This window comes from Roseovarius dicentrarchi (assembly GCF_003316635.1).
Classification (GTDB): Bacteria; Pseudomonadota; Alphaproteobacteria; order Rhodobacterales; family Rhodobacteraceae; genus Roseovarius; species Roseovarius dicentrarchi.
The window spans coordinates 1-1,352 of record NZ_QNQP01000072.1 but is presented as its reverse complement, the minus strand read 5'-3'; the positions used below and the strand labels follow the sequence as shown (position 1 = coordinate 1,352).

At 64.1% G+C, this 1,352-nt stretch carries 1 protein-coding gene; it reads left to right on the top strand.

Annotated elements, in window-relative coordinates; translation table 11 throughout:
• The first annotated feature begins 129 nt into the window (after positions 1–129).
• On the top strand, positions 130–1,311 hold the full coding sequence (locus DQ230_RS16865) for an IS256 family transposase (RefSeq protein WP_113913704.1): 1,182 nt from the start codon (positions 130–132) through the stop codon (positions 1,309–1,311).
• Positions 1,312–1,352: the final 41 nt, after the last annotated feature.

Here is a 1,352-nt window from a genome sequence, read left to right as displayed (position 1 = left end):
GGTACTGTAACCTGACGTCTGGAAATTCGCTCGAGGTGGGGGTCATGAGCCCCTGCTGGGGCGCGCCCCAGCAGGGGCTGCCCATTCTGGTATTCCATGGAGTTGCAAACCAACCATGGAGAAGAGCGAATGGACAGACGGAAGGATACGGCGGTTGAGGCAGTCTTGGAACAGTTGATTGAACAAGGGCCTGGCGACATCGCCGGGGTGTTCGCCCGCGCGTTCGAGTTGGCGATGCAGATCGAGCGTGAGCGCTTTCTCGGCGCCGGGCATTACGAGCGCACACCCGAGCGCCGGGGTTATGCCAACGGCACCAAGCCAAAGCGCATCGACACGCCGGCGGGCACCGTGAACGTGCAGGTGCCCAAGACTGCGGGGCACGACGGAGAACCGTTCTACCCGCAATCGCTGGAGCGCGGTCGACGATCGGTGCGCGCCGTCATGCTGGCTGTCGCCGAGATGTACATCAAGGGCGTGTCCACCCGCGAGGTCGAGACGGTGATGCGCGAGTTCGGCATCGAGAGCCTGTCATCCTCTCAGGTCAGTCGCGCCACCAAGCTGCTGGATGAGGATCTGGCGGCTTGGCGCGACCGCCCGCTCGGCCAGATCAAGTATCTCATCCTCGACGCGCGGTACGAGAAGATGCGCCACGGCGGGATTGTGCGCGACGTCGCCGTGCTCTCGGCCATCGGTATCGGCCCGGACGAGCGCCGACGGGTTCTGGGCGTGTCAGTGGCCCTGTCGGAGGCCGAGGTCCACTGGCGGGCGTTCCTCGAAAGCCTGGTCGCGCGCGGGTTGCGCGGGGTCGAATTCATCGTTTCCGACGACCACAGCGGCCTGCGCGCTGCCAGGCGCGCCGTTCTGGGCGGTGCCACATGGCAGCGCTGCCAATTCCACCTGGCCCGGAACGCCATCCATCACGCGCCGAATGCCGAGATCCGCAAGCGTATTGGGCGCCAGCTTAAATCGATCTGGACAGCGGATGATCTCGCGAAGGCCGAAACCGCCCTGACCGAGCTGGTATCCAGCTATCGCGACACTGCGTCCAAGCTGGCCGCGTGGCTCGAGGAAAACGTTCCCGAAGGCCTCGCCGTCTTCACCCTGCCTGAGCACCACCGCAAACGGCTGCGCACGTCAAACCCGATCGAGCGCTCCGTCCAGCAGGAACTCAAACGGCGCACCGTCAAAATCAGGGTCTTTCCCGGCGAAGACGCGCTCTTGCGCCTCGTCAGCGCCGTGCTGGTCGAGATCGACGAAAAATGGGCCTCCGAAACGAAGGCCTACATCAAGTGGGAATGCCAGGATGCATGACCCCCTCTCAGCAGAATTTCCAGACCTCGGGTTGCTCAATC